This is a genomic window from Synechococcus sp. CS-603, from assembly GCF_977929215.1.
Genome location: NZ_OZ376778.1, coordinates 124332 through 150501, shown reverse-complemented (window position 1 = coordinate 150501; position 26170 = coordinate 124332). Strand labels below are relative to the sequence as shown.

The window sequence follows — 26170 nt, the reverse complement described above, 5'->3', positions numbered from 1 at the left end:
AGCCTGGCAGGAAGGCTCAAGACGCGAGCACTGGGGTGAAGAGTGGGGTGAAGGCCTGTTCCGCCCGCGCCTTGAGCCAGGGGTTGAGGCGGTATTCGCCGCGGGTGTGGCCATGGCCGGCACAGAGATCGAGCACGGAGCCCACATCGAGGGCGATGCCGCCCTGCTCGCGGATGGCGTGGCAGTAGATCTTGCCCAGGATGCCGGCCGCTACGAGCACCAGCATTCCCGGGCGGATGGAGGCTTCGATCCAGGCGAGCACCTGCCCATAGATCACCGGGTAATGGGCATCGCTGCCATAGGCATCGGCACGGCGGTTCAATTCCCCTGGGATCAAGAAGCTGCTCGCCGCCAGGTGTGCCAGGGAGGGCGGCAGCGAAGGAGCGATCACTGCCGCCACCGCCAGGAACGGTCCATGGCGGTAGGCATTGTGTTGCAGAAGGAAGTTGTGCAGGTGCCAGCCGCCGTTGAGCAGGCGCGGCCGCAGGTTCTCCAGGGCAGCGCCTGGAAAGTGGCGCTGCAGGCCAGCGGCCACGGTGTGCATGAATTCAGGCCCGTGGTGGCATTGCTCCAGATCCGGGATGGCGATGAGGTCGCTGCCGGCGATGGCCTGACGGAAGTGTTCAAGGAGCTGCTCGTAGCTGGTGGGGTCGAGCCGGTTGCCCAGGGCATGGAGCTGGGGATCGATGTGTGTGCCGTTGGCGATGGCGCCACCGAGATCGTGACGCTCGCCGCAAAGGAACAGCCCCTCACCATCACCGAGGCGGATCAGGCTGAATGGTTGCTGCATCGCCTGGGCATCCCGCAGGGTTGCAACGAGCCCCTCAAGGGCCTCCGGGCTGGCTGCTTCTGGCGACTCCCAGTTGTGCCAAGGCCGGCGCAGGCTGGGGCCGAGCCTGGCGTAGAAATTTTCCGCGAGCGCTAGGGAGATGGGGGCCGGCTTTTCGCTGGCGGCAAGACAGGTCAGCAACTCTTGTTGCCGATCGGGGGGCAACGAGAGGCTGCCTTCTGCTGCAGCGGCACGCAGGCGGCGCAGGCCTTCCGGGGGAAGCAGCGGCACGATCGCCCAGGCCTGCGGATCGGAGCTGGGCTCCCAGTCCCAGCGACGGCCAGCGCAGAGCCAGAGCCAGGTGCGGTAATACCACTGCCAGGGACCTGGCGTGCAACGACTCAGCCGCTGCCAGGCCCGTTCGAGCAGGTCAGGATCGCGCAAGCGACAGACGGCTTCGATCGCGTCAAATGAGATCGGCTCGGTCTCCAGCGCTCCAGCCGCCAAGGTGCGAATGGCCGACGCGGGATCGGCGGATTCCCACAGACAGGAGAAGAGAGTGCTGGGAGGGTCGGGAGGTGCCGTGGTGTGAGGGAGTTGCCCCTGGCGCTCAGGTCGCACGATACCGGCGCCGTGTCTCCCTTAAACTGGATGCCATGGATTCCTTCGACCCTGTCGCCTAGATGTTGGCCCATCAGGTGCTCGAAGTACTCGATCAGGCGCTCGATTACACGCAACAGCTCGAGCGTCTCACGCTTGATGCCAATGAGGGCCTCAGCATGCCTTCGGAGTTGGCGCCAGGGCTTAGCGCGCAGCGTCTGAGGCTGGCTGAGCTGGTGGGATCTTTTCGAGAGGATCTGGCTGAATGCGACGATCCGGAGGCCATTGATCAGTGGCTGTTCAGGCGGATCTGTGCTATCTGGTCGCTGCATGCGCAGAACGAGGGCTTCCTGTCGCTGGGCAGCCACCTGTTTGCACTGCTCAGCGGTGACGCTGCTGAGCGGCTGCGGCAAGATTTGAAGGATCAGGTCTGCATTCTGCATATCAGCTGCCTGCCGAGAGTGGAGCAGGCTCAGCGAAGCCTCGATTCCTTCAAGAGCTTGGACAGCGAACTGCTCCATCTCATCGCGGTGGGAAATCCAGAGGGACGGGAAGGTGGTTTTCGCTTCAGCTATGGGGATTCGCTTCTCGGTCTGAGCTGCCGCGACGATTACGAAGGCCTCTGCAGCAAGTGCCTTCTCGCCTACACCTTGCTGGCCATGGTGGCGGCACCACGGCTGATCTACAAATTCGAAGACGACATACGGCTGGACTCAGCGGACCTCTTTCGATCCCACCTCCACGATCTGCTCAGAAACGACGTGGCCTATGCGGGGCATCCTGTCACCGGCTTTCCGAATCATCGCCAGTTCTGGAATGGAGATCATTTAGGTACGTGCCGGAACCAGAATCTGGATGGCCTCAGCTATCAGGCACCGATCGTCAGCCAGTACGCCGATGGGGGATTCGCCTACGTGCTTGGGCGACGCGGACTGGAGGCGCTCGCCTATGCCTTCGTTACCCATCAGGCGTTTTTGGCTAACGACACCATCCTCTTTGAAGATGCCACCGTTGGCTTGTTTCTGCAGATGGCAGGGATTGGATTGACGCCCGTGGCTCCGTTCTCCACTGGACTCACGTCCAAGCGGCATCGGATGCAGCTTGATCTCGCATCCGGTGGGCATCGGTTCACGGAGCGGCAGCAGGCTGGCCTGAAAAGCTTGCGGCAGCACCCGCTTCATGGATCTGTGCCAGGAGTACAGGCTGCCTTGAGGCTGAAGTTGGCTGATCCTGCCGAAAGGCTGGCCGAACATCCGCCACGGTTCGCTGCCAGGGTCAGCGCCGATCTCAAGGCGATGGTTCGCCGCTGTTTGGATGAGCAGGAACGACTTGGTTCGTTCCGGCCACGCCGGATCCATCTGGCCAGCAGGAGGCTGGGGCGATACTTCGATCCTGGATTATACGCAACGCTGGAAGACACGTTGCGTGGATTGCTCGAGCCCGCCTGTGGGAGCACGGCTCTGGCGGAGATTGAGCGGATCACGGTGGGGGAAAAACTCGGCCCACCACGCCGCGACACTCTCTATCTAGCGTGTCTGCACCTAATCAACGGGGAGCTGGAGGAGATCCAACGGATTCGGGCCGAGACAAACTCTCTGGTGATTGGTTGGTTCTGGGACAATCATCATAGCTACATTAGTAATTGTAGGCTTGCTAAGGAGCTGGATGTCTGTGTCCCTTCCCATCATCACGGCAGCGGTTTTTTGGCCGATGTCAATCCTAGAACCACCTATCCACTGCCACTCTGCTGCGCCCAGTGGTCGATGCCTACGCTGGAACGGCTTCTTGTCGCCACCCCGCTTGGCGATCAGCGCTCTACCGAAATATCTGGCCGGTTCACAAGTTATTCCAATACTAAAAGTGACTGGGCTGTCGGTACCAGGCGGAGTGAACTTGTGCGTTGCTATGGCAAGGGTTTGGTGAGTGAGCATGTGAAGTTACAGCTTGAAGAAAATGAAGTTTATTCCTATTTTACGATGTCGGCCGAAGAGCGTTTTGCTGACTGGTGCCAACATCTCTTCTCGCTTTGCCTGCCGGTTCGATCCGATCTCTCGTTGCGATTCTTCGACGCAATTGCAGCTGGACAACTGCCAATCGTGGATCGTGAGCTTGCTGGTGCCGTGCTCGACGACCTGGCTCCTTCCCTGATCGCCGGTCGTGATTTCCTGCTGGTGGACGTGTCGTCGCCCCGGGAACTGAGGGCGGCCAGGCAACGTGCGCTCGAGACCCATCGCCTTCAAGACCGGGAGGCGGCCAGCTTGCGAGTGCGGGGTGCCCACCTGTTGGAGCACCGCGTGGCGCTGATGTTCGAGGTTGGCCTGGAGGTGCTGAATGAACAGAAGTGGGTGCAGCAGCAACAGGCGTGCCAGCAAGGCCTGGAAGCCTTACGCCAGGCTCTCGATGCCTGCCTGGACGCCTTGGCGGCGGGCCGCGACGGCGAGGCTCTCGATCAACTCGCCACCATCCTGGAGCAACCGCCTGCCATCGCCTTGAAGCTGGAGGGAATCGCCGCCCAATGGATGGAACTGCTGGCCGCGATCGATGGGCGGATCCAGGCCGAAACCGAGGCGGCACCGGATGCGGACCAGAGAGCCGAGCTGTGTTGGTCTGGCGTGGTTGTGCTGGATCGGCTGGGGCCTCTCCTTTCTGGCGATGCCCTGCCAAGCTGGCTGCCCATCCTGAACGAACAGTTCAGCCGCTACGGGGCGCTTCAGTGGCGGGAGAGTTCTCATGCCGGCGGGGTGGCTGGCCGTGAAGCACGCCGGCGCGCGATCGTTCTGTTGTTACGACTCAGCCAGCTCCATGTCCCCTGCCCGGAATGGGTGTTGGGCGCAGCCAGGGAGCTTCTGGAGACTGACCTTGCAGATGATCAGGCCCTGCCAGAGAGCGCCCATTCCCGAATGCTGTTGTTGAAGCAGTGGCAGGACCAACTGGTGGATCACGCTGAAGTGCTTGCTCACTTAAAGCCCAATTTTGATCAGGCGAGCCGAGCCGCAGCCCGGCGCCTGCAGATCTCGGTGGTGATTCCCTTCCACGGCAAGGTCAGCGAGTTGGAGGTTGCACTGGCCGCCTTGGTTCTACAGACATTCCGCGATTTCGAGGTGGTGGTGGTGGCCGATGGCTGCGCTGTGGAGGAGGACGTGCTGGACGGGCTGAGGGCCCAGGGAATCCCCGCTTCCTTGTTGCAGCTTCCAGAGCGCCAGGGAGCCTTCCGCGCCCGAGCGGCGGTTGCCAATGCAACATCGGGCAGCTACCTCTGGTTCTTTGACCATGACGACCACGGGGAAGCAGTGTTCATGGAACGGATGCTGGCAAGGGCCCGCAGCACCGAGGCCGATGTGGTGGAGTGTCCATTCTGGGTCGTGCCACCAGGGAAGGCCCCTTACATCCTTCAGCAGTTTGCAACAGAAACGATGCGCGTGATGCCGCCATCCTGGAGAGCTATCTGATTGGTGAATCCCATAACAACCTGGCCAACAAACTGATCCGCCGCAGCCTTTTGGAGCAAGCCATGGCGCAGCTCAAGACTATGGGCCTCCCCAAGGACCCCCAGCTGAACTTCTGCGAAGACATGCTGTGCACGGTGCTGCTTTACCGTTGCGCGCACACCTATGCCAGCACCATCCAAACGGAGTATCGCTACCTCCAACGCTCCGATAGTTCCATGGTCAGCACGGATCCTGCCGTAGTCGACGCCTGCCTGATCAGTCTTGAAACCGTGTTGAAGGTTCTGCGGCCTCTGTTGCAAGACCATGGCCAGTCTTCTTCAGTGGTGGAATTCCGCAGCCGCGACGTGAACTGGAGCCTCAATAATCTGCTCTGCCGAGCTGGCAGCTCTCTTGGAGAGGAGAGTTTGAAACGGGTGGGCCGTATCCAAAGCCTCTACGACTGACAACGATAGGAACCAGGATCAACGTTTTTCACCGCAACTTTTTTGGGAAGGCTACGGACTCAATGCCTAGCTTGCTGTGGATTTGACCTTGGCCGTCAACCTGATCAGCTCCATATCGTTTGGTAGAACTTGTTGATTGCCTTGATGATCCAAACATCTGGGGTTACGTTTTACCGTTGAGAGTAGTTTCTGGCTCTTTCTCAGCAAATTCTCGGGCAATGAATTCTTGCATCTTCGCGAAACCATCCTTTTGAGTGGTTCGATGAGCCTTGTCGGCCCCAGGCCCCATGCTGTGGATCACAACGAGCTCTATCGCAAGGTGATTCCTGGCTACATGCAACGGCACCAGTTCAAGCCTGGGATGACCGGCCTGGCCCAGGTGGAAGGGTGGCGCGGCGAAACCGCTGATCTTGAGGCGATGGTTCAGCGTATCGAGGCTGATCTGCGCTACCAACGCGATTGGTCGCTCGGGCTCGATCTCAAGATCATGATCAAAACCATCCTGAACATCCGTTCACCGAATGCCTTCTGACTCGTCTGCTGACGACCAGCAAAAAAATCCTGCCACGGAAACTCCGGGCAGGATTATCAGGTTTTAGAGCCTCAGGCCTACGGCCTTAAGCCTTGTCGAGTTCGAACTCGGCGAAGTTGTTGGTGTTGATGCCGCCGTCGGTGCCGCTGAATCCGGTGTAGTTCACCTTGTCAAAACGCACCACCACCGGGTAGCGGATACCGGAGGTGTCGACGGAGGCCACAGTGCCGACGTCGTTGAACCAGTAAGACTCAGCCCGCTTGATGCGCACCTTGTCGCCGCGTGAAATGGCCATCGCTGCCTAGATGAGGGTGACTTCCTTGCGGAAACTACCCGCGGCAGGGGCTTGGCAACCAGCTCGTGTCACGAATCGTCGCCCGGGGCCGCATGGCACGATCGCCTCCCCTGCCCCTGGCCCTCGATGGAGGCACCTGTCCTCAGCCTCGAACTGCCCGATCCCAACCGCGAGGACATCAGCACCGTCGAGTTCCTCGCCCGCCTCGAGGAGGCCTGGGAGGTCTGTGATCGCTTCGATCTGCAGACCGAAATCTGGCGCGGCCGCATCCTCGGTTCGGTACGGGATCGGGAAAAGCGCGGCGGCGAAGGCCGGGGCACCGGCTTTCTGCAGTGGCTGCGCGAGCGCGAGATCAGCAAAACCAGGGCCTATGGCCTGATCCAGCTGGCGGAATCCGCCGACAACCTCGTCGGTGGCGGCCTGCTGGAGCAGGCCAGCGTCAACAACTTCTCGAAACGGGCCTTCCTGGAGACGGCCCAGGCGGATGTGGAAGTGCAGCTGATGATCAGCGAGGCGGCCAATGAGGGCCGCCAGATCACGCGCAAACAGGTGCGCCGGCTCACCGATGAGTTCACCGCCGCCACCAGCCCCCTGCTGCCAGAAGAGATTCGCCAGCGCACCCAGGAGAACCTTTTGCCGCCGCGGGTTGTGGCGCCCTTAGTCAAGGAGCTGGCCAAGCTGCCGGAACCCCAGCAGGACGACCTGCGCCGCGCCCTGCGTGAGGAGCCGGAGCTGGAGCGGGTCAAGGACGTGACCCATACGGCCCGCTGGCTGAGCAAGGCGGCGGAGGCCGGCGCGGCGGTGCGGGCCTTCCAGCAGGGAGACCTCAACTTTGAAAAGGCCCTGCAGGAAGCCCAGCGCCTCGATGCCCTCGGCCTGCTGGCCGATGCCGTGGGCCAGGCCCAGCACATCGAGAGCGCCGTGCTCAAACTGCACACCAGCTGGCGGCGGCTGGGCGGCCTGCAGGAGCGGCTCTGGGTGGAGAGCGGCAGCAGCACCCCCCACCTGCGCGAGCTGCTCACCCTGCTGCAGAGCCTCAGTGGCAGCACGCTGCGGGTGTCACTCGGAGAGCTCGCCGGTGGCAAGCGGGTGCGGATTCAACTGGTGGAAGAAAGCCCCGACCAGCTCGAAGCGCCTCCCTTGCCCTGAACGCTCACTTTGAGCGCCCCCGTTCAACGGTGAGAGGATGGCCCCACGTGAAGGCCAGAGATGACCAGCAAAACTTCCGCAGACCTTCCGGCTACAGCCCCAGCGGTGGCGGGCACCAGCGCCTTTGTGCTCGTCTATCACCGCTCGCCGTTCGATGAAAAGATCGATGCCGATGGAACCCGGCATTGGGTGGATCAGAAGAGCCCCAACGGCATCATTCCCACCCTCAGGAACCTGTTTCGCAGCCAGCGCTCAGGCACCTGGGTGGCCTGGCGCCGCCAAGACGAAGAGGGGCCGTCAGACGACGAACTGGTCCAGATGGATCCCCCCAACGACTTCATGTTGCGGCGTCTGCCGCTGACCACCAAACAAATATCCAGCTTCTATCACGTCACGTCGAAGGAATCCTTCTGGCCGATTCTGCACTCCTTTCCCAGCCATTTCAGCGTTGACAATTCCGACTGGTGCATCTTTGAGGAGGTGAATGCCTCCTTCGCCAGGGCGGCCTGCCTGGAAGCCGCACCGGGGGCCACGATCTGGATTCATGATTACAATCTCTGGCTCGCGCCCGCTTACATCCGCAAGGAACGCCCCGATGTGCGGATCGCCTTTTTCCACCACACGCCCTTCCCGTCCACAGACGTCTTCAGCATTCTTCCCTGGCGGGATGAAATCCTCGACAGCCTGCTCTGTTGTGATTTAGTCGGTTTCCACATTCCCCGTTACGCCAACAACTTCGCCCGCTCGGCCGTCAGCCTCCGCGCCGTGAAGGGGGTGGATCCGGTGCCGGTCGCCGAGAAGTTCCGCCGTAACGGCAGCGCCCTGGCCGAACCGTTCGTTGTTCCTTACCTGATGCATGAAGGCCGGCGCGTGCGCATCGTCGCCTCGCCGGTGGGCACCTCCCCCGATCAGATCCGCCGCATTGCGTCCAGTCCCGAGATCTGCGCCATGTCGAAGCAGATCTCGGAGCAGCATTCCGACCGCAAGCTGATCCTCTCCGCCTCCCGGGTGGATTACACCAAGGGCAACGAGGAGATGCTGCTCGCCTACGAGCGTTTGCTGGAGGCCGACAAGACCTGGCACGGCAAGGTTGAGCTGTTCCTTGGCTGCGTGGCGGCTGCCGGTGGCATGCGCATCTACGACGACATCCAGCGGGCGGTGGAAGAAATCGTCGGCCGCATCAACGGCCGCTTTGCCCGCATCGACTGGACGCCGGTGCGCCTCTCGACCCGGCGGATTCCCTACGAAGAGCTGGTGGCCTGGTTCGGCGAGGCCGATGTTTGCTGGATCACCCCCCTGCGCGACGGCCTCAACCTGGTGGCCAAGGAATACGTGGCGGCCCGGCGGGGTCGCGATGGGGTGCTGGTGCTCTCCGAATTCACCGGAGCGTCGGTGGAACTGCAGGGGGCGGTGCTCGCCAACCCCTACTCCCACGGCAGCATGGACCGGGCCATTGCCGAAGCCCTGGTGATGCCCAAGCCCGAACAGTGCGAGCGCATGGTGACGATGAACCAGGCCGTCGAGGAGTTCACCGTGGAGCACTGGGCCGAGCAGCAGCTGGGTGAACTCAGCGTTCTGTGATCGTGGGCCGTGCCAGAGCCAGGCCCCGGGCGCTGGCCCTGGCGATCGTCCTGGCTGGGATCCTGGTCCTGCTGGCGCTGCCCGTGGCCTGGGCGCGGCCGCCGCTGACGATCACCGTGCTGATGCCCGCTCCCTTCGCTGAAGCCACCGCTGACACGGTGGCGGCCTTCAACCGCGACCACCGTCGGCTGCGCATCGCCGTGGCCCGCGGACCGTTTGAAACTGAGGCGGTGTCGGATCTGGCGATCAGCAGCCTGCTGCTGGGCGACAGCCCCTACGACCTGCTGATGATGGATGTCACCTGGACGGCCAAATACGCCGCCGCCGGCTGGCTGCTGCCCCTCGACGACTGGCTCGACGGCGATCCCCTTGTCGATGTTGTGCCCGGTGCCCGCGAGGGCAATCGCCTCGATGGCCAGCTCTGGCGCCTGCCGATGCTGGCCTCGATGGGCCTGCTCTACTGGCGCACCGATCTGATGGCGGCGCCGCCGCGCACGCCCGCCGAGTTGGTGGATCGCTCTAAAGAGCTGCAAGAGCAGGGCTTAGTGCGCTGGGGGTACGTCTGGCAGGGCCGTCAGTACGAGGGCCTCAGCTGTGTGTTCCTCGAAGTGTTGCGTGGCTTCGGCGGCCAGTGGGGCGGGGCGGCGGCCAGCGGCATCGGCCTGGACTCACCCCAGGCCGCAGCGGCCGCCTCCTGGCTGCGCCAGCTGGTCGAAACGGGTGTGACGCCCGCGTCGGTGGCCGATTTCGCCGAACCCGAAAGCCTGCAGGCCTTCGCCAGTGGCGAGGCCGCCTTCATGCGCAATTGGCCCTACGCCTGGAAAGAGCTGCAGAAACCGGGCAGTGCCGTGGCCGGCAAGGTGGCGATCACAACGATGGTGGCGGAGCCGGGCCAGTCGCCGGCTGCCACCCAGGGCAGCTGGGGGCTGTCGGTGCTGCGCGGCAGTGCCCATCCGGCCGAAGCCGTGGCGGTGCTGCAGGCCCTCACCGGTGAGCAGAGCCAGCGGCGGCTGGCCCGTGATTGGGGCTACACGCCCACGCTCGCCTCCCTGTTCGACGATCCCGAGCTGCGTGCGGCCCTGCCCCTGCTGCCCGCCCTGCGCCAGGCCCTGGAGGTGGCGGCCTTGCGGCCGATCACCCCGGTCTATGCCCAACTCAGCGACATCCTTCAGCGCCAACTCAGCGACGCGATCACCGGCGGGACGGCCCCTGAAGTGGCGATGGGCCGGGCCGGACGCAGCAGCCGGGCGGTGCTCAACGCCAGTGGCGTGGAGGCGGTCTGATGGGCGTGGTGCTGATCGGCCCGGCCCTGCTGCTGTTGCTGCTGGTGTTCCTCTGGCCGATGGCCTCTTACCTGTGGCTGAGTTTCCACGCCCAGAACCTGTTCACGGATCTCCAGCCCGTTCCGGTGGGGATGCTCAATTGGCACCGCCTGGTTCTCGATGCCCGCTTCTGGCAGGACGCGGCCCAGACCCTGCGCTTCGCGTTGGTGTCGGTGTCGTTGGAGCTGGGGCTGGGCCTGGCCATGGCCCTGCTGCTCAATCAGCGCTGGCGCGGTCGCGGGCTGGTGCGCAGCCTCACCCTGCTGCCCTGGGCCCTGCCCACCACGGTGATGGCCCTGGGCTGGCGCTGGATCTTCAACGACCCCAGCGGCCCGATCAACGGCGTGATCGCTGGCCTCACCGGCAGCACGCTGCCCTTCCTCGCCTCCCCCTCCCTGGCCTGGCTGGCCGTGGTTTTTGCCGATGTCTGGAAGACGACGCCCTTCGTGGCCCTGTTGCTGCTGGCCGGGCTGCAGATGATCCCCGCCGATCTCTACGAGGCGCTGGCGCTGGAGGGTGGCAGCGCCCGTCAGGCCTTGCTGCGCATCACCCTGCCCCTGCTCAGGCCCTACCTGCTGCTGGTGCTGCTGTTCCGCCTGGCCCAGGCCCTGGGCGTCTTCGATCTGATCGTGGTGCTCACCGGCGGCGGGCCTGCCAGCAGCACCGAGAGTGTGGCGGGCTACGCCTATCTCAATGCCATGCGCTTCCTCGATTTCGGCTACAGCGCCACCGTGATGATCGGCATGTTTGGCGTGCTGCTGCTGCTGGGGGGCGTGTTGTTGCTGGTTTTGCGCCGTCCTGCCAGGGCTTGAGCTGCCCCGCGCCCTTTTCCTTGCACTGATTTTTTTGTCAAGCACCCCGCATCCGATGCCTGCTTCGCCGTCTGCACAACCGATCGCCTCACAGAGGGGGCAGAACCCGCGCCGCTGGACCCTGGTGGCGTTGCTGCTGTTCTGGAGCCTCGCGCCGATGCTCTGGCAGCTCTACACCTCGCTGCGCACCCCCGATGCCCTGCTGGGCGGGCTGGCGGCGATCGGTCGGGGCTGGACCCTGGCCAACTACGGCCAGATCCTCAGCAGTGATCCGCCCTTCTGGCGCTACCTGCTCAACAGCACCCTGGTGGGGGTGGGAACAACGCTGCTGACCCTGCTGCTGGCCATCCCCTGCGCCTACGCCCTGCAGCGGCGCGGCGGCCTGCAGCGGCAGCTGGTGGATGGGGCCCTGCTGGTGGCCGCCGCCTTCCCCTCGGTGCTGCTGTTCCTGGCGCTGCTGCAGCTGGCGCGCCAGTTCGGCCTGGCCAACAACCTGCTGGCGCTCTGTCTGCCCTATGCCGGGCTTTCGCTTCCCCTGGCGGTGCTGCTGCTGGAGGCGGCCTTTGCCGAATTGCCCCGCGAGCTCGAAGAGAGCGCACTGCTGGAGGGCTTTGGCCTCTGGCAGCGTCTGCGCTGGATCCTGGTGCCCCTGCTCGGCCCGGCGGTGGCGAGCACGGCCGTGCTCGTGTTTCTGTTCAGCTGGAATGAGTTCCCGATCGCCCTCACCTGGCTGAGCCGCTCGGAGCTGCTCACCCTGGCGCCCGCCATGGCCCGCATCGCCGGTTCCTCGGTGTTCTCGGTTCCCTATGGCGCCTTCGCTGCGGCCACGGTGCTGGGCAGCGTGCCATTGCTGCTGCTACTGCTGGTCTTTCAGCGGCCGATCGTGGCCGGCCTCACCCAGGGCGCCATCAAGGGTTGAACCTGCTGTCCGCCGCTCCCGCCGATGACCGTTTCCAGCACGATTTCCAGCACCACCACCAGCGCTGCCACGGCGTTGCAGTTGGAGGGGATCAGCCGCCGCATCGGCGCGCGCACGATCCTCGAAGATCTCGATCTGACGGTGAGCCCCGGCGAGTGCCTGGCCCTGCTCGGCCCCAGCGGTTGCGGCAAGAGCAGCACCCTGCGCCTGATCTCCGGCCTCGATTCCCCCGACCGGGGCCGCATCCTGCTCGGCGAGCGCGACATCACCGCCCTGCCGCCGGCCCGCCGTCAGGTGGCGATGGTGTTTCAGAGCTACGCGCTCTATCCCCACCTGAGCGTGGCCCGCAACCTTTCGCTGGGGATGGAGATCCGCGGCGTCGATGCGGCCACCATCGCCCGCGACCTCGATGCCGTGCTCGAGCTGCTGCAGCTCGGTGAGCTGCGCCAAAGGCGGCCCGCCGATCTCTCCGGCGGCCAGCGCCAGCGGGTGGCCCTGGCTCGGGCCCTGCTGCGGCGCCCGCAGGTGTTCCTGCTCGATGAACCGATGAGCAACCTCGACGCCCAGCTGCGCGAGGAGCTGCGGCCCCAGCTGCGCGCGATCCTCTGCGGCGGTGGGGCGCCGGTGGTCTACGTCACCCATGACCAGCAAGAAGCCATGGGCATCGCCGATCGCATCGCCGTGCTCGATGCCGGCCGCCTGCAGCAGTGCGGCACGGCTCGCGAGCTCTACCACCGACCCGCCACGCTGTTTGTGGCCCAGTTCATCGGTCGGCCCCAGATCAACGTGCTCCAAGAACCCGATGGCAGCCTGCTGGCCGTGCGGCCCGAACACCTCCATGCTGTGCGGGAAGGTGGACTGCAGGTTCGGGTGGTGAGTCGGGAATGGCAGGGCGCCAGCCAGCAACTGCAGCTCGACACAGCCCGCGGACCCCTGCGCTGGGTCTGCGATGGCGGGCGAAGCATCGGCGATGCCGTGCGCATCGCCTGGGAGCCACAACATGAGCATCGATTTGCGGCCGGCGGCCGGCGTCTGACGGCTTGACCACCAATTCATTCTCTCGATTCACCCCCTCCATTCACCCTCTCCATTCACTGTCATGCCGAAAGCCAAACCTCCCTGGTGGGAAGGCTGCGTCATCTATCAGTTGATGCCGCGCAGCTTCCACGACGCCGACGGCAATGGCATCGGTGACCTGGCCGGTATCACCCAGAAACTTCCTTACCTGGAGTGGCTCGGGGTCGATGCGATCTGGCTGACGCCGATCTATCCCTCGCCGCTGCGCGATGGCGGTTACGACATCACCGACTTCACCAGCGTCCACCCCGATCTCGGCGATCTTCGCGACGTGGGGCTGTTGCTGGAGCAGGCCCACATCCACGGCATCCGCGTGATCCTCGACCTGGTGTTGAACCACACCAGCGTTTTGCACCCCTGGTTTCAGCGCGCCCTCTGGGCGCCCCAGGGCAGCAGCGAGCGTGATTTTTACGTCTGGCGCGACGACGACCAGGGCTATGCCGATGCGCCGGTGCTGTTCCGCCACTTCGAAGCCTCGAACTGGGAATGGAACGAGGTGGCGGGCCAGTTCTACCTGCACCGTTTCCTGCGCCACCAGCCCGATCTCAACTACGCCAATCCCGAGGTGCAGGAGGAGATGCTGAAGGTGGTCGACTTCTGGCTGGACATGGGGGCCGACGGCTTTCGCCTCGATGCCGTGCCCTTCCTGTTCGAGGCGGAGGGCAGCCGCTGCGAGGGCCTGCCCGAAACTCACGCCTTCCTGCGGCGGTTGAGGGCCCGGGTGGAGGCCAGCGGGCGGGATGTGCTGCTGTTGGCCGAGGCGATCCAGCCGGTCGATGAGTCGGCGCCCTACCTGGCCAACGATGAACTGCATGCCGCCTTCGACTTCGGCCTCACGGCCCACCTGTTCGCGGCCGTGGCCAATGGCCGCAGCGATGCCCTGCGCGATTGCCTCACCCATGCCCAGGAGATGGTGCCGGGCTGCCGCTGGGCCCTGCCGCTGCGCAACCACGATGAGCTCTGGCTCGGGGATGGTCACCTGGTGCCCGATGCGGTGGTGGAGGCCATCCTCAATGGCTTTCCCGACGCACGTGACCACTGGCTGAACTGGGGAATCAACCGGCGGCTGGCCCCCCTGCTCAATGGCGATGCCAGGCCCAACACCCTGCTACATGCCCTCATCTACAGCCTGCCCGGCCTGCCCTGCCTCTATTACGGCGATGAACTGGGCATGGGCGACTGGCCGGGACTGCGCGACCGCGACCCCAACCGCACACCGATGGCCTGGAGCCGGGCCCCCAACGGTGGTTTCTCCAGCGCTCCAGACCCCTTGCTGGTGCTGCCGCCGATCACCTCACCCGGTTTTGATTACCGCGTGGTCAACGTGGAGGTGCAGCAGCAGCTCTCGGGCTCCCTGCTCAACTGGCACCACCGCATGCTCACCAGTCGCCGGTTGCTACCGGCCCTGCGCTACGGCGACATGGTGATGATCGAGAGCGGCCACCCCAGCGTGCTCTGCTACGCCCGTTCCTGCCAGGAGCGCAGCGAGGGCGAGGAAACCCTGTCGGCGATGACGGTGATCGTGGCCGCCAACCTCTCCGGCACGGGCGCCTCCACCCGGCTCGACCTCAGCCAGTGGCAGGGCCATCGCATGCGCGAAACGCTCTGGGGTTGTGAGTTTGCCCCGGCGAGCCCGGAGTGGTTCGTCTACCTGCCCGCCTATGGGTTCTTCTGGTGGCTGGTGAGCGAGTAGGCCGCGGCGGCTTCCTGCTCGAGCAGATCGCCCACCGTGCCCTCCAGCCGGTCGGCCTCGGCCTGATCGACAAAGGCCAGCCGGCAGCGGCGGGCCAGCACATCCTCCGGTTGCCGGGCCCACTCATGGCGGGCCATGTGGCGCACCTCCGCGGCGGTCAGGGGGATCACGTCGCTGAGGGGGGTGCGCTCGCTGGCATCGGCGGCGCAGGCGAGCACCGCGGGGGCCTCCAGGCCATGGCTGGCGATCAGGTGGGCCGCCAGTGGGCCTCCCAGCTCGTTGCTGAGCTTTGTGGCCAGGGCGGCCAGCTCGGCGGCGCTGCGGCCGGGGTCGCTGGCGGCACCCAGGATCGCTCCGGCGACAGGCTCCCCCAAGGGCCGGCCGAGCTGCTCGGCCACCACGGCCAGGGCGTCGATGGCCATGCTGCGGCAGGTGGTCCACTTGCCGCCCATCACGCTGATCAGACCGCAGCTGAGCCGCTCCACCGCGTGCTCCCGCACCACCCGCGCCGTGCCGGCGGCCGCTTCCGCCGCTGTTTCGGGCAGCAACAGCGGGCGGCCGCCGGCCCAGCGGCTGCTCACCTGGCGTGGAGTATCTGAGGGGAACCAGCGCTGCACGTAGTCGAGCAGGTAGGCCTCTTCGTTGGCGGCGGGCCGCTCGGCTTCGGCCAGGGGGCAGGCGGTGTCGGTGGTGCCCACCAGCGTGCGGCCGAAGAAGGGCAGCATGAACAGCACCCGACCGTCGTCGGTGGCGGGCACCAGCAGGCCCAGGCCGCCGGGGCAGAGGTCGTCGTCGAGCACCACGTGCATGCCGCGGCTCACCTGCAGCCTGGGCGGCAGATCGGCCTGGGCCATGCGGCGCAGGGCGTCGGCGCCGATGCCGGTGGCGTTCACCACCACCCGGGCGCGCAGCCGCTGCCTGGCGCCATCCGGCTCCGCTGCGATCACGGCCCCATTCAGCTGGCCCTGGCCGTCGCGCAGCAGCTCCACCACGGCGCTGCGGGTGTGTACAGCGGCGCCGGCGAGGGCGGCGCTGCGGGCGATCAGCAGGTTGAGGCGGGCGTCGTCGAAGCGGGCATCGGCGTAGGCGACGCCGCCGTGGCCAGGCGCCAGCTCGGGCATCTGGCGGCTCACCTCCTGGCGCGAGAGGCAGCGGCTGGCGCTGATGCGCCGCCGGCCGGCCAGCAGGTCGTAGACCGCCAGGCCGGCGCCGTAGTAGGCGGTGGCCAGCGGGTTGCGGGTGGGCAGCAGCAGCTCCAGGGGCTGGGCCAGGAACGGCACGGCCTGCAGCCAGTGGCCGCGCTCGCCCAGAGCTTCGCGCACCAGCTGCAGCTGGCGCAGATCAAAGGTTTTGACGGCCAGCTCCAAATAGCGCACGCCGCCATGCAGCAACTTGGTGCTGCGGCTGCTGGTGCCCGAGGCGATGTCACTGCCCTCCACCAGCACCACCGAGAGGCCGCGGCGCACGGCCTCCAAGGCGATGGTGGCGCCGGTGGCGCCGGCGCCGATCACCAGCAGATCGAAGACCTTGTCCGGGTCGTGGCCAGGGTTCTGGTCAGGGCCGTGACTGGGGCCTGAATGGTTGGGGCCAGGAGAAGACATTCCGTTGGCGATCGGCAAGGATTCTCTGCGGAGGTGCGGTCTGGGCGGCTCTGGGCCTCTCCTCAGGGTTGCGCATACCAGGCCAAACTGCGACGCACCGCCTCCCGCCAGCGCTTCAGCCACCGCTGGCGGTCGTCTTCGCTGAGGCTTGGTTGAAAGCGGCTGGCGGCTGGTTCGCCGGGGATGGTCGCCCAGGCCTCAAGGCCAGGCACCAAACCGGCATCGAGGGCGGCGAGCAGGGCCACGCCCCGGCTGGTGCTCTCGAGATCGGCGCGGCGGCGCACCTCCAGGCCGCAGCTGTCGGCCTGGGCCTGCAGCAGCCCATCGGCGGCGGCGGCGCCGCCATCGGTGGCCAGCTCCTTCAGCGGAGCTCCCAGGGCTTCGGTGGCCAGCTCCACCAGGGTGGCCACGGCCAGGGCGATGCTCTCGAGGGTGGCCCGGGCGATGGCGCCGCCGCCGGTGTCGCGGGTGATGCCGATCAGCAGGCCGCGGGCGTGGGGATCCCAGTGGGGCGTTCCCCAGCCTGTGAAGGCCGGTACCAGCATCAGGCCGCTGCCGGCGGGAGCTGTTGCCGCCAGCGCATCGATCTCGGCGGAACTCTCGATCAGGCCCAGCCCGTCACGCAGCCACTGGATGGCGGTGCCGGCATTGAGCACGCTGCCCTCCAGGCAGTAGGTGGCGGAGCCGTCGGCGCCGCACCAGCCGTAGGTGCTCAGCAGGCCCCCGTCGCTGCGCACGATGCTGCTGCCGGTGTTGATCACCAGAAAGGCGCCGGTGCCGTAGGTGCATTTGGCTTCACCCGGCTGCAGGCAGTTCTGACCCAGGGTGGCGGCCTGTTGATCGCCGAGCATGGCCCGGATCGGCACACCGGCGAAGGGCAGCTCCGCAGTGATGGCGCCGAAGTCGGCGTGGCAGGGGCGCAGCTCCGGCAGGAGGCCGGCCGGCACCCCGAAGGCGTCACAGAGTTCCGGATCCCACTGACCCCGCTCCAGGTCCATCAGCAGGGTGCGGCTGGCGTTGCTGCGGTCGGTGGCATGCACCTGGCCGCCGGTGAGGCGCCAGAGCAGCCAGCTGTTGACGGTGCCAAAGCAGAGCTCCCCGGCCGCAGCAGCGGCCGCCGCCTGCGGCTGCTCGCGCAGCAGCCAGACGATCTTGCTGGCGCTGAAATAGGGATCCAGCAGCAGGCCGGTGCGGCCCCGCACCAACGGCTCCAGGCCGTTGCGTTTCCAGTCGGCGCAGAGGCCGGCGGTGCGGCCGTCCTGCCAGACGATTGCCGGCCCCAGCAGTGCCCCGCTGCGGCGATGCCAGAGCAGGGTGGTCTCCCGCTGGTTGGCGATGCCGCAGGCCGCCACGGCGCGGCGTTGCTCCGGGCTGATCGCCTGCTCCAGGGCTTGGAGGGCCGCCAGCTGGCTGGCCCAGATCTCTTCGCCGTCCTGCTCGACCCAGCCGTCGGCGGGGTGCCGGCAGCTCAGGGGAGCGCTGCGGCTGAGCAGCCTCTGGCCTGCGGCGGTGTGGAGGGAGGCCCTCGAGCTGGTGGTGCCCTGGTCGAGCGTCAGAAGGAGGGCGTCGTTGGGCATGGGGGCTCCGTTTTGTCCGTGCTAGCGCTGTTGAGCGCATGTTCAGGCTGGTCGATGCGGGTTGACACGAACGACGACACGGCTAGCCGCCCCGCCAGCCACCCCGCCAGCCGCCCTGACTGGGTGGCCGATGCCGTGATCGTGCAGATCTTCCCCGACCGCTTTCGCCGCAGCGGCAAGGTGGCGGCCCAGCAGGGGCTGGCCCTGCAGCCGTGGGGGGAGGACCCGGCCGCCCAGGGGTTTCAAGGCGGTGATCTCTACGGCGTGATCGAGGCGCTCGACGATCTCCAGGAACTTGGCGCCACCTGCCTCTATCTCAATCCGGTCTTCGCCTCAGCCGCCAACCACCGCTATCACACCTTCGAGTATTTCCAGGTGGACCCGCTGCTGGGGGGCAACGGCGCCCTGGCCGCTCTGGTGGCGGAGCTGCATCGCCGCGGCATGCGCCTGATCCTCGATGGCGTCTTCAACCACTGCGGCCGCGGCTTCTGGGCCTTCCATCACCTGCTCGAGAACGGGCCGCTCTCGCCCTACGTGGATTGGTTCCACGTGGAGCACTGGCCACTGAACCCCTACGGCGGTGGCGGTGGTGGTGGCGGTGGCGCTGCTGCAAAGGACGGCTCTTGTGGCTACCACTGCTGGTGGAACGATCCGGCCCTGCCCAGCTTCAACCACGCCAACCCGGCGGTGCGGGCCTATCTGCTGGCGGTGGCGCGGCACTGGATTGCCGCCGGGGTGGATGGCTGGCGGCTGGATGTGCCCGATGAGGTACCCGACGACTTCTGGCGGGAGTTCCGGGCGGTGGTGCGCGCTGAGCGGCCCGACGCCTGGATCGTCGGCGAGCTCTGGCGCGACGCCCGCCCCTGGCTGCAGAGCGGGCTGTTCGACGGCACGATGAACTACCCGCTGGCCTGGGCGATCCTCGGCTGGGTCGGCGCCAGGCAGGTGCCGGCTCAGCTGCGGCTGCCGGCCCTGCCCGAGCCCCCCTACCAGCCCCTGGATCAGGCCGGCTTCCGCGCCAGGGTTGAGGAGGTGCTGGGTTGGTACGGCCCGGCGATCAACCGCTGCCAGCTCAACCTGCTTGACAGCCATGACACCCCCCGGGCCCTGCATGTGCTCGGCGGCGACCGGGAGGCCCTGGCCCTGGCCCTGCTGCTCCTGTTCCTGCTGCCGGGTGCGCCCTGCCTCTATTACGGCACCGAGATGGGCCTCGCTGGTGGCACTGAACCCGGCTGCCGCGAGGCCATGCCCTGGGACGCTTTTCCCCTGGGCGCCGCGCCACCGCTGCGGCCGCTGCTGGCCGGGCTGAGTGCCCTGCGCCGTAGCCAGCCGGCCTTGCGCTCATCTGAGCTGGCCTTCACCGGTAGCGGCCACGATGATCTCCTGCAGCTGAGCCGGGGTGAAGGCCCGGAGCGGGTCTGGGTGGTGATCAATCGGGGGCTGCTGGCGCTGCCGTTGGCGCTGCCCGCCGGCGCCACCACGGTGCTTTGGCCACCGCAATCGGTGGGTGGGCCGCCGCCCCGCGAGCTGCCGCCCCAGCACGGGCTGGTGCTGGCCTTCCCGGCGAGCTGAGCAGATCTGGCGTCGCTACAGTGGCCACACACCAGATCTGGGGTGGGATTGGCACCGGATCCACTCGAGACCAGTCTGGACAGCACCCTCGAGACCGTCCTCGAGAGCCAGTTCGGCTGGAGTGACTTTCGGCCGGGCCAGCGGCCGGTGGTAGAGGCCCTGCTGGCCGGCCGTGACTGCCTGGCGGTGCTGCCCACCGGCGGTGGCAAGTCGCTCTGTTTCCAGTTGCCGGCCCTGGTGCGCCAGGGGCTGGTGCTGGTGATCTCGCCCCTGGTGGCGCTGATGCAGGACCAGGTGAGCCAGTTGCGGCGGCGCGGGATCCCGGCGGCCTGCCTGCACGGCGGCCTCGACACGGCCTCGCGCCACCGCCTGCACCGCCAGATCGAGGCCAATGGCCTGCGGCTGCTCTACCTCGCTCCGGAGCGGCTGCGCGCCGAGGCCACCCGCCGGCTGCTGGAGGAGGTGCTGGAGCAGGGCAGCCTGGTGGCTCTGGCCGTGGATGAGGCCCACTGCATCAGCGCCTGGGGCCATGACTTCCGGCCCGAGTACCGCCGGCTGGGGGAGTTGCGCGCCCTCTGCCCTGGCGTGCCGCTGGTGGCCCTGAGCGCCACGGCGGCCCCGCGGGTGCGGGCCGACATCATTCGCCTGCTGCAGTTGCGCCGGCCCCTGATCCAGGTGCGCTCGGCCCGTCGCCACAACCTCTGCTACGCCATGCGCCGGCGGCCGGCCGAGCCGCTGCCGGCGGTGCTTGAGGCGGTGGCCGCCGCCAGGGGGGCGGTGCTGATCTACGCGCGCACGCGGCGTTCGGTGGAGGCCTGGGCCGCCCGGCTCTCGGCGGCTGGGGTGGCGGCCATCGCTTATCACGCCGGTATGGATCCGGAGAGCCGACTGCTGGCCCTGGAGCATTTTCAGCAGCACCCCCGGCCCGTGCTGGTGGCCACGGTCGCCTTCGGCATGGGGGTCGACCGCTCCGATGTGGGCCTGGTCTTGCACCTGGACCTGCCGGCCAGCGCCGAGGGCTACCTGCAGGAGTCGGGCCGGGCGGGACGCGATGGGCTGCCGGCCCAGTGCCTGGTGCTGTTCGATCCGGCCGATCGCACCAGCCTGGGTTGGGCGATGCGGGCCTCGATGCGGCAGCTCACAGACGACGTGCAGGAGCAGGAGCGACCCCGCCTGGAGCTGGCCCAGCAGCAGCTCCGGCGCATGGAGGCGGTGGCGGAAGGGTCAACCTGCCGCGAGCAGACGCTGCTGCTGGCCGTCGGTGAGCTCGTGCCCCCCTGCGGTCGCTGTGACAACTGCAACGCCGGCAGCCGTCCCACCGATTGGTCGCTCGAGGTGGCCCAGGTGCTTCTGGCCCTGGAGCAGCGCAGCGGCTTTGATCTGCGCCGCCTGGCCGATGCCCTGGCCACGGCGGAATCAGAAGAGGATCGTTGGGGCTGGCTGGCTCGCCGCCTGGTCCAGGAAGAGCTGATCAGTGAGAGCGATGACGGCAGCCAGCGCCTGTGGTTGCGCTCGGCCGGCCGTCGCTATCTGCAGCAGCCGTGGCCGCTGCGCTGGGTCGCCTGAGCTCAGCAGGCATCAACGATCAGCCGTTCTTCAAAGTCGGCCTGGGGTGCGGCCCAGGTCTTCCAGACGCCGCCCTCCCCTGTGGTGTTGATCTGCTTGGCGGTGCAGTTCACCGCCAGAAACAGCTGCTGGCCCTGGTTATTGAGCGCGGACGCGACCTGGCTGCCTCCCAGGGGCTGCCAGGTGGTGAAATCCACCTGGATAGGGCCATAGGTGCGCCAGTCAGGCGGGCCGCCAGCGGCGGCTGTGGTTGCTGGGGTGGTTGCGGCGGCAGTGGCAGGGGCGGCGGGTTGGGCAGCAGTTGGAGTGGCAGCGGCGGGTTTGGCTGGGGCAGGCTTTACTGCTGCTGCAGCTGGTTTCGCCGCCGCAGCTGGTGAACGCAGGGCCAGGCGGGTGCCGGCTTCCACGTTGTCGGGGCTGGAGATGGCGTTGAGCGACACCAGCCTGCTGACCGGCACGCCATAGAGCTCGGCAATGCCCGAGAGGGTTTCGCCGGGCCGCACCACATGCTCGCTGGCCGCTTTGTTCACCGCTGCTGGCCTGGAGGAGGCAGCAGCAGTGGCAGGAGCACCAGGCACCACCAGGAGGCGGCCCGCTTCCACATGGTCGGCGCGGCTGAGGTTGTTGAGATCCATCAGGCGGCGTACGGAGATGCCACTGCGTTCGGCGATCTCCGAGAGGGTTTCACCCGGTTTGACCCTGTAGGTGCCGCGTCCAGACGCTGCGCTGGCCGCGGGCCGGGCCGCCGGCAGGCGCAGGCTGGTGCCCGTTTGGATCAGATCGGCGCTCTTGATGCCATTGAGCTGCATCAGCCTGGAGGTGGACACGCCGTAGCGCTCGGCAATCTGGGAGAGGGTTTCGCCCGGTTTCACCACATGCCTTTCGGCCGCCATGGCGGGCAGGGGCAACAGCAGGGCGAGGACCAGGGCGGCGAGGGAACGTCGCATGGACAGGGTCAGAAGCATGCTCGAACCATAAGGAGAACGCACCATTGCGCCAGCCCCCTGGCAGGGGTTCATCCCAGCAGCCGCTTGATCAGGCCGAGGCGGTCGCCGTAGGGCGGATAGCGGAACGGCAGATCGAAGCGGAAGGGGCGTCTCAGCACGCTGCGATGGTGCGAGAACGTGTCGAAGCCGGCTTTGCCGTGGTAGTTGCCCATGCCGCTGGCGCCCACGCCTCCGAACGGCAGTTCCGGCACCCCCACCTGCATCACCACGTCGTTGAAGCAGACCCCTCCGGAGCTCGTGCCGGCCAGCAGGGTCTCCTGGGCCGAGAGGCTTTGGCTGAACAGATACAGGGCCAGGGGTTTGGGGGCGTCGTTGATGCGGGCGATCGCCGCGGCCAGCGAGGGGACACTCAGCACGGGCAGTAAGGGCCCGAACAGTTCTTCCGCCATCAGCGGGTCGTCGGCCTGATCGACGGCCAGCAGGGTGGGGGCGATGCGCAGGCTCTCGGGATCGCTCTGGCCGCCAGCCAGGATCTGACCCCGTTGCCTGGCCCCCTCCAGCAGGGCCGAGAGCCGCTCGAACTGGCCCCGGTTGACGATCCTGGCCAGATCGGGCGAACGCAGCGGATCCGGGCCATAGGCCCGCAGGAATTCGGCCTCCAGGGCGCTGATCAGGGCGGGCCGCACCGCCTCTTCCACCAACAGGTGGTCGGGGGCGATGCAGGTCTGGCCTGCATTGAGGCCCTTCCCCCAGGCGATGCGCCGGGCGGTCACGGCCAGATCGGCATCGCCAAGCACCACCGCCGGACTCTTGCCACCCAGTTCCAACGTGACCGGGGTGAGATGGCGGGCGGCGGCGGCCATCACCAGGCGACCGACCCGGCCGCCGCCGGTGAAGAAGATGTGATCAAAACGCATCTCCAGCAGCTGCCGGGCGGTGTCGCCGTCGCCTTCCACCACCGCCACGGCAGCTGGATCGAGATGGCGACCGGCCAGCTCGGCGATCAGGGCCGAGGTGCGCGGGGCGTGTTCGGAGGGCTTGAGCACGGCTGTGTTCCCCGCCGCCAGCGCACTCACCAGGGGCTGCATCGAGAGCGAGAACGGATAGTTCCAGGGCCCGATGATCAGCACGCAGCCCAGGGGCTCGGCGATCAGCTGGGCCCGGCCGGGGCGTTGGGAGAGCGGCAACGACACGTTGCGGGGCGCCATCCAGCGCCGCAGCCGCCGTTGGGCCAGCTTCAGCTCCTGCCGCACCGCCACCAGCTCGAAGTAGGCCTCCACCGGCGGCTTGCCCAGGTCGGCGGCGAGGGCGTCGAGCACCGCCTGCTCATGACTGTTCAGCAGCTCGGCCATCCCCTCAAGTTGCTGGAGGCGCCAGGCCAGCGGAGCTGTGGTGCCCTGGCGCACCGGTTCGCGCAAGCGCTCCAGCGACAGCGCCAGGGCAGCAACGGCGATGGTGCTGGGCTGGCCGGTGCTGGAGAGGGTCATCGCTCAGGGGGACGCAGGCTCGAACTTCAGTGTGTCGTCTGGCCCAGGCCAACCGCAGCACGCTGCTGGCGGTTGACTCCGCAACAGGCAGGGGTTCTGGGCCCGTCAGCATCTCCTAACGTTGGTCGGGTTGGCCTGCTGCCCATGCATCCGAAACGGCTTGCTTCCTTGCTGGTGCAGGCAGGCCTGGTGCCGCTGTTGCTGCTGAGCAGCGCCTGCCGGCAGCCGCGCTCGACAGGGCCCGAGGCCCAGCAGGCTGCTGACCCGCGCCCCCTGGTGCTCACCACCTTCACCGTGCTGGCGGACATGGCGCGGCAGGTGGCAGGGGAGCACCTCCGGGTGGAATCGATCACCAAGCTGGGCACTGAAATCCATGGTTACGAGCCCACCCCCAGCGATCTGGAGCGGGCCAGCGGCGCCGATCTGGTGCTTGAAAACGGCCTGAATCTCGAACTCTGGGCCCGGCGTTTCACCGCCGGTCTGCCCGAGTCAGCCCGGGTCAGCTTGAGCGAGGGGATCGAGCCGATGCCGATCGCTGAGGATGCCTACAAGGGCAAGCCCAATCCCCATGCCTGGATGTCCCCGAAGCTCGCTGAGATCTATGTGGAGAACATCCGCAAGGCCTTCACCAAGCTCGATCCCGCCAACGCCGAGGCTTACCGCCGCAATGCCGAGGCCTACCGCGCCCAGTTGCGCAGCCTCGATCGCGAACTCCACGCCAGCCTGTCGGCGATCCCCCCCGCGCAGCGGGTGCTGGCCACCTGCGAGGGAGCCTTTTCCTATCTGGCCCGGGATTACGGCCTGGAGGAGGCCTACCTCTGGCCGGTCAATGCCGAATCCCAGGTGACCCCCAAACGCATGGCGCGGTTGATCGCCCTGGTGCGCGAGCGTGAGGTGCCGGCGGTGTTCTGTGAGAGCACGGTGAGCGACGAAGCCCAGCGCCAGGTGGCCAAGGAAAGCGGCGCCCGTTTCGGCGGGGTGTTCTTCGTGGATTCGCTTTCGGCCGCCGATGGCCCGGCCCCATCCCTGCTGGGATTGCAGCGTCACAATGCGAAGACGCTGCTGGACGGCCTTGGCGGGAGTTGATCCGATGGAAGCGATCTTGAGCGAACCTGCCCCCAGCGAGCGCATCAGCGTCCGCAACCTCAGCGTCGACTATCACGGCATCGTTGCGCTCCACGACGTCTCCCTGCAGGTTCAGGCCAGCAGCCTCTGCGGGCTGGTGGGCATGAACGGCGCTGGCAAATCGACGCTGTTCAAGGCGTTGATGGGTTTTGTGCACCCCTCCAAAGGCAGCATCACCATCAATGGCCGGCCGCTGCGGCAGGCGCGCCGCAGCCAGGCCGTCGCCTACGTGCCCCAGATGGAGAGCGTGGATTGGAACTTCCCGGTGAATGTGGGCAACGTGGTGATGATGGGCCGCTATGGCGGTATGAACCTGCTGCGCATCCCCCGGCCAAGCGACCACAGGGCTGTGCGCGAGAGCCTGGAGCGGGTTGATCTCTGGCCCTTGCGCGATCGCCAGATCGGCGAACTCTCCGGTGGTCAGCGCAAGCGTGCCTTTCTCGCCCGGGCCCTGGCCCAGGGGGCTGCGGTGATGCTGCTCGATGAACCCTTCGCCGGCGTCGACATCCGCACCGAGAAACTGATGATCCAACTGTTTGAGCAGTTCCGCGCTGAAGGCCGCACCCTGCTGATCTCCACCCATGATTTCTCGCATGTGCGCGGTTTCTGTGATCAGGTGGTGCTGATCAACAAGACCGTGATGGCCTATGGCGAAACCTCGGAAGTGTTCACCGAGGAGAACCTGGCGCGCACCTTCAGCACCACCGCTCCCCAGGACCTGCTCCTGCCGCTGAAGGATGGAATCAGGTTGGGGGACTCGTGATGACAGCTGACATCGCCGCCTGGCTGCTCGAACCGATCCGCCATGAATTCATGGTGCGGGCGCTGTTGGTGAGCGCGTTGGTGGCGGCGGTCTGTGGGCTGCTCTCCTGCTTCATGACCCTCAAGGGTTGGGCCCTGATGGGGGATGCCGTTTCCCACGCCGTGATGCCCGGCGTGGTGATCGCCTATGCCCTCAATCTTCCCTTCGCGCTCGGTGCTTTCGTGTTCGGGGTGGGGTCGGTGGCGGTGATCGGTTTTGTCAAACAGATGACCCGGATCAAGGAAGACACGGTGATCGGCCTGGTGTTCACCGGCTTCTTTGCCCTTGGCCTGGTGCTGGTATCAAAAATACGCAGCAACATCGACCTCACCCATATTCTCTTCGGCAATGTGCTGGGAATTAGTGACTCCGACATCCAGCAGACGGTGCTGATCAGCGCGGTGGTGCTGGTGGTGCTGATGGTGTTCCGCCGCGACCTGATCCTCTTTTGTTTTGACCCCACCCACGCCCGCTCGATCGGCATCAACACCGGCGTGCTCTATTACCTGCTGCTCTCGGTACTGTCCTTAGCAGCCGTCGCCGGTCTGCAGACCGTCGGCATCATCCTGGTGGTGGCCATGCTCGTCACGCCCGGGGCTACAGCCCACCTGCTCACCGATCGCTTTGACCGTATGGTCTGGATTGCCGTGGGCTCGGCGATGCTCTCGAGCCTCGTGGGCATCTACTGGAGCTACTGGATGGATGCCTCCACCGCCGGCTGCATTGTGCTCACCCAGACCGGCCTGTTCGTGCTCAGTTTTCTGTTTGCACCCCGCCATGGCGTGCTGGCCCAGCAGCGCCGCTGAATGGTTTTTCTGTAGATAGTTGGCTTTGACCTGTATTCAGGTGCCA

21 protein-coding genes are annotated in these 26170 nt (G+C 66.5%); 15 read left to right on the top strand and 6 right to left on the bottom strand.

Annotation, left to right across the window (positions count from 1 at the left end):
- Positions 1–16 precede the first annotated feature (16 nt).
- Complete coding sequence (locus ACXMDM_RS00810) at positions 17–1390, bottom strand: hypothetical protein (RefSeq protein WP_145536606.1); 1374 nt, start codon at positions 1388–1390, stop codon at positions 17–19.
- A gap of 62 nt (positions 1391–1452) precedes the next feature.
- On the opposite strand from ACXMDM_RS00810, the gene ACXMDM_RS00805 reads away from it, so the two are divergent.
- The 3 genes from ACXMDM_RS00805 to ACXMDM_RS00795 all read left to right on the top strand — a co-directional run bounded on the left by ACXMDM_RS00805 (position 1453) and on the right by ACXMDM_RS00795 (position 5793).
- The gene (locus ACXMDM_RS00805) at positions 1453–4818 is read left to right on the top strand and encodes a glycosyltransferase (RefSeq protein ID WP_071800185.1); all 3366 of its coding nucleotides are present in this window, start codon (positions 1453–1455) and stop codon (positions 4816–4818) included.
- A 62-nt stretch (positions 4819–4880) separates the two neighbouring features.
- Entirely contained in the window at positions 4881–5261 is a 381-nt protein-coding gene (locus ACXMDM_RS00800; RefSeq protein WP_145536609.1) for a hypothetical protein, read from the top strand.
- A 262-nt stretch (positions 5262–5523) separates the two neighbouring features.
- Positions 5524–5793, top strand: a complete 270-nt coding sequence (locus ACXMDM_RS00795; RefSeq protein ID WP_162922844.1) for a sugar transferase — start codon at positions 5524–5526, stop codon at positions 5791–5793.
- 85 nt (positions 5794–5878) lie between these two features.
- Here the strand turns inward: ACXMDM_RS00795 and ACXMDM_RS00790 are convergent, their stop codons facing one another.
- Positions 5879–6088 carry a photosystem I reaction center subunit IV gene (locus ACXMDM_RS00790; RefSeq protein ID WP_071800179.1) on the bottom strand — a complete coding sequence of 70 codons (210 nt, stop codon included), beginning with the start codon at positions 6086–6088 and terminating at the stop codon, positions 5879–5881.
- A gap of 126 nt (positions 6089–6214) precedes the next feature.
- Here ACXMDM_RS00790 and ACXMDM_RS00785 point away from each other — a divergent pair, with 126 nt between their 5' ends.
- The 7 genes from ACXMDM_RS00785 to ACXMDM_RS00755 all read left to right on the top strand — a co-directional run bounded on the left by ACXMDM_RS00785 (position 6215) and on the right by ACXMDM_RS00755 (position 14641).
- Positions 6215–7237 (top strand): hypothetical protein, encoded by a 1023-nt coding sequence (locus tag ACXMDM_RS00785; RefSeq protein WP_259722745.1) that lies wholly within the window; start codon positions 6215–6217, stop codon positions 7235–7237.
- A gap of 60 nt (positions 7238–7297) precedes the next feature.
- Positions 7298–8818: a glucosylglycerol-phosphate synthase gene (ggpS, locus tag ACXMDM_RS00780; RefSeq protein ID WP_071800176.1), complete on the top strand. Its 1521-nt coding sequence runs from the start codon at positions 7298–7300 to the stop codon at positions 8816–8818.
- Between the two features lie 2 nt (positions 8819–8820).
- A complete protein-coding gene (locus ACXMDM_RS00775; RefSeq protein ID WP_233831066.1) occupies positions 8821–10101 on the top strand; it encodes an ABC transporter substrate-binding protein in 1281 nt (426 codons plus the stop codon).
- Entirely contained in the window at positions 10101–10952 is an 852-nt protein-coding gene (locus tag ACXMDM_RS00770) for a carbohydrate ABC transporter permease (protein ID WP_071800175.1), read from the top strand. Before ACXMDM_RS00775 ends, ACXMDM_RS00770 begins: the two co-directional genes overlap by 1 nt.
- A gap of 157 nt (positions 10953–11109) precedes the next feature.
- On the top strand, positions 11110–11871 hold the full coding sequence (locus ACXMDM_RS00765; RefSeq protein ID WP_071801956.1) for a carbohydrate ABC transporter permease: 762 nt from the start codon (positions 11110–11112) through the stop codon (positions 11869–11871).
- Positions 11872–11895: 24 nt separating this feature from the next.
- Positions 11896–12915: an ABC transporter ATP-binding protein gene (locus tag ACXMDM_RS00760; RefSeq protein WP_071800174.1), complete on the top strand. Its 1020-nt coding sequence runs from the start codon at positions 11896–11898 to the stop codon at positions 12913–12915.
- 55 nt (positions 12916–12970) lie between these two features.
- On the top strand, positions 12971–14641 hold the full coding sequence (locus tag ACXMDM_RS00755) for an alpha-amylase family protein (protein ID WP_071800173.1): 1671 nt from the start codon (positions 12971–12973) through the stop codon (positions 14639–14641).
- Here the strand turns inward: ACXMDM_RS00755 and ACXMDM_RS00750 are convergent.
- Together ACXMDM_RS00750 and glpK are read right to left on the bottom strand one after the other, a co-directional pair.
- Entirely contained in the window at positions 14608–16242 is a 1635-nt protein-coding gene (locus ACXMDM_RS00750) for a glycerol-3-phosphate dehydrogenase/oxidase (RefSeq protein WP_083544616.1), read from the bottom strand. The two genes, ACXMDM_RS00755 and ACXMDM_RS00750, sit on opposite strands and share 34 nt — an antisense overlap.
- Positions 16243–16304: 62 nt before the next feature.
- Positions 16305–17819, bottom strand: a complete 1515-nt coding sequence (gene glpK, locus ACXMDM_RS00745; protein ID WP_071800172.1) for a glycerol kinase GlpK — start codon at positions 17817–17819, stop codon at positions 16305–16307.
- Between the two features lie 54 nt (positions 17820–17873).
- On the opposite strand from glpK, the gene ACXMDM_RS00740 reads away from it, so the two are divergent.
- On the top strand, positions 17874–19391 hold the full coding sequence (locus ACXMDM_RS00740; RefSeq protein WP_259722744.1) for a glycoside hydrolase family 13 protein: 1518 nt from the start codon (positions 17874–17876) through the stop codon (positions 19389–19391).
- Between the two features lie 48 nt (positions 19392–19439).
- Positions 19440–20957, top strand: a complete 1518-nt coding sequence (locus ACXMDM_RS00735) for a RecQ family ATP-dependent DNA helicase (RefSeq protein WP_370454084.1) — start codon at positions 19440–19442, stop codon at positions 20955–20957.
- Positions 20958–20959: 2 nt separating this feature from the next.
- On the opposite strand, the gene ACXMDM_RS00730 is transcribed toward ACXMDM_RS00735, so the two are convergent.
- Positions 20960–21904 carry a LysM peptidoglycan-binding domain-containing protein gene (locus ACXMDM_RS00730; protein WP_259722743.1) on the bottom strand — a complete coding sequence of 315 codons (945 nt, stop codon included), beginning with the start codon at positions 21902–21904 and terminating at the stop codon, positions 20960–20962.
- Positions 21905–21972: 68 nt separating this feature from the next.
- On the bottom strand, positions 21973–23391 hold the full coding sequence (locus ACXMDM_RS00725; protein ID WP_259722742.1) for an aldehyde dehydrogenase family protein: 1419 nt from the start codon (positions 23389–23391) through the stop codon (positions 21973–21975).
- Positions 23392–23535: 144 nt separating this feature from the next.
- Between ACXMDM_RS00725 and ACXMDM_RS00720 the strand changes: the two genes are divergently transcribed.
- From ACXMDM_RS00720 to ACXMDM_RS00710, 3 genes are read left to right on the top strand one after another with little or no spacing between them, the layout of a single operon-like run.
- Positions 23536–24477 (top strand): metal ABC transporter substrate-binding protein, encoded by a 942-nt coding sequence (locus ACXMDM_RS00720; RefSeq protein WP_311134202.1) that lies wholly within the window; start codon positions 23536–23538, stop codon positions 24475–24477.
- 16 nt (positions 24478–24493) lie between these two features.
- Positions 24494–25279 carry a metal ABC transporter ATP-binding protein gene (locus tag ACXMDM_RS00715; RefSeq protein WP_259722741.1) on the top strand — a complete coding sequence of 262 codons (786 nt, stop codon included), beginning with the start codon at positions 24494–24496 and terminating at the stop codon, positions 25277–25279.
- The gene (locus tag ACXMDM_RS00710) at positions 25279–26124 is read left to right on the top strand and encodes a metal ABC transporter permease (protein ID WP_259722740.1); all 846 of its coding nucleotides are present in this window, start codon (positions 25279–25281) and stop codon (positions 26122–26124) included. The genes ACXMDM_RS00715 and ACXMDM_RS00710 overlap by 1 nt, the downstream gene beginning before the upstream one ends.
- The last annotated feature ends 46 nt before the right edge of the window (positions 26125–26170 follow it).

What these genes read in the sequence shown, in the direction of transcription:
- ACXMDM_RS00805 (WP_071800185.1), top strand. Translation starts at nt 1,453, where the DNA reads ATGTTGGCCCATCAGGTGCTCGAAGTACTCGATCAGGCGCTCGATTAC.
- ACXMDM_RS00800 (WP_145536609.1), top strand. Translation starts at nt 4,881, where the DNA reads ATGGCGCAGCTCAAGACTATGGGCCTCCCCAAGGACCCCCAGCTGAAC.
- ACXMDM_RS00795 (WP_162922844.1), top strand. Translation starts at nt 5,524, where the DNA reads ATGAGCCTTGTCGGCCCCAGGCCCCATGCTGTGGATCACAACGAGCTC.
- ACXMDM_RS00790 (WP_071800179.1), bottom strand. Translation starts at nt 6,088, where the DNA reads ATGGCCATTTCACGCGGCGACAAGGTGCGCATCAAGCGGGCTGAGTCT.
- ACXMDM_RS00785 (WP_259722745.1), top strand. Translation starts at nt 6,215, where the DNA reads ATGGAGGCACCTGTCCTCAGCCTCGAACTGCCCGATCCCAACCGCGAG.
- ggpS (WP_071800176.1), top strand. Translation starts at nt 7,298, where the DNA reads ATGACCAGCAAAACTTCCGCAGACCTTCCGGCTACAGCCCCAGCGGTG.
- ACXMDM_RS00770 (WP_071800175.1), top strand. Translation starts at nt 10,101, where the DNA reads ATGGGCGTGGTGCTGATCGGCCCGGCCCTGCTGCTGTTGCTGCTGGTG.
- ACXMDM_RS00765 (WP_071801956.1), top strand. Translation starts at nt 11,110, where the DNA reads ATGCTCTGGCAGCTCTACACCTCGCTGCGCACCCCCGATGCCCTGCTG.
- ACXMDM_RS00760 (WP_071800174.1), top strand. Translation starts at nt 11,896, where the DNA reads ATGACCGTTTCCAGCACGATTTCCAGCACCACCACCAGCGCTGCCACG.
- ACXMDM_RS00755 (WP_071800173.1), top strand. Translation starts at nt 12,971, where the DNA reads ATGCCGAAAGCCAAACCTCCCTGGTGGGAAGGCTGCGTCATCTATCAG.
- ACXMDM_RS00750 (WP_083544616.1), bottom strand. Translation starts at nt 16,242, where the DNA reads ATGTCTTCTCCTGGCCCCAACCATTCAGGCCCCAGTCACGGCCCTGAC.
- glpK (WP_071800172.1), bottom strand. Translation starts at nt 17,819, where the DNA reads ATGCCCAACGACGCCCTCCTTCTGACGCTCGACCAGGGCACCACCAGC.
- ACXMDM_RS00740 (WP_259722744.1), top strand. Translation starts at nt 17,874, where the DNA reads ATGCGGGTTGACACGAACGACGACACGGCTAGCCGCCCCGCCAGCCAC.
- ACXMDM_RS00730 (WP_259722743.1), bottom strand. Translation starts at nt 21,904, where the DNA reads ATGCGACGTTCCCTCGCCGCCCTGGTCCTCGCCCTGCTGTTGCCCCTG.
- ACXMDM_RS00725 (WP_259722742.1), bottom strand. Translation starts at nt 23,391, where the DNA reads ATGACCCTCTCCAGCACCGGCCAGCCCAGCACCATCGCCGTTGCTGCC.
- ACXMDM_RS00720 (WP_311134202.1), top strand. Translation starts at nt 23,536, where the DNA reads ATGCATCCGAAACGGCTTGCTTCCTTGCTGGTGCAGGCAGGCCTGGTG.
- ACXMDM_RS00710 (WP_259722740.1), top strand. Translation starts at nt 25,279, where the DNA reads ATGACAGCTGACATCGCCGCCTGGCTGCTCGAACCGATCCGCCATGAA.